Below are 399 nucleotides of genomic sequence, written 5' to 3' on the forward strand. Positions count from 1 at the left end.
ACTTAGCACGATCGCCCAGGCGAACCGGCAACAGTCCACCATGACCGACGAGCAGGTTGTCGGCATGCTCCTCACCGTCGTGATCGGAGGAGTCGACACACCGATCGCCGTGATCACAAACGGGCTGGCGAGCCTGCTGCACAACCGCGATCAATATGAACGGCTCGTTGAAGACCCAGGCCGTGTCGCTCGTGCGGTTGAAGAAATAGTCCGGTTTAATCCGGCAACTGAAATTGAGCACTTGCGAGTTGTCACCGAGGATGTCGTCATTGCCGGAACCGCGCTATCGGCGGGGAGCCCAGCATTTACCTCTATCACTTCGGCTAACCGCGACTCCGACCAATTCCTGGACCCCGATGAGTTTGATGTCGAACGTAATCCGAACGAACACATAGCATT

Annotated in this window: 1 pseudogene; it reads left to right on the forward strand. The window is 56.6% G+C overall.

Features of this window, described 5'->3' with window-relative positions:
- Window positions 1-399: pseudogene (gene cyp141 / locus HV824_RS36665) on the forward strand (cytochrome P450 Cyp141); the annotation flags it as partial.

Origin of the sequence: Myxococcus sp. AM009, from assembly GCF_013372605.1 — a bacterium.
GTDB classification, from domain to species: Bacteria; Myxococcota; Myxococcia; order Myxococcales; family Myxococcaceae; genus Myxococcus; species Myxococcus vastator.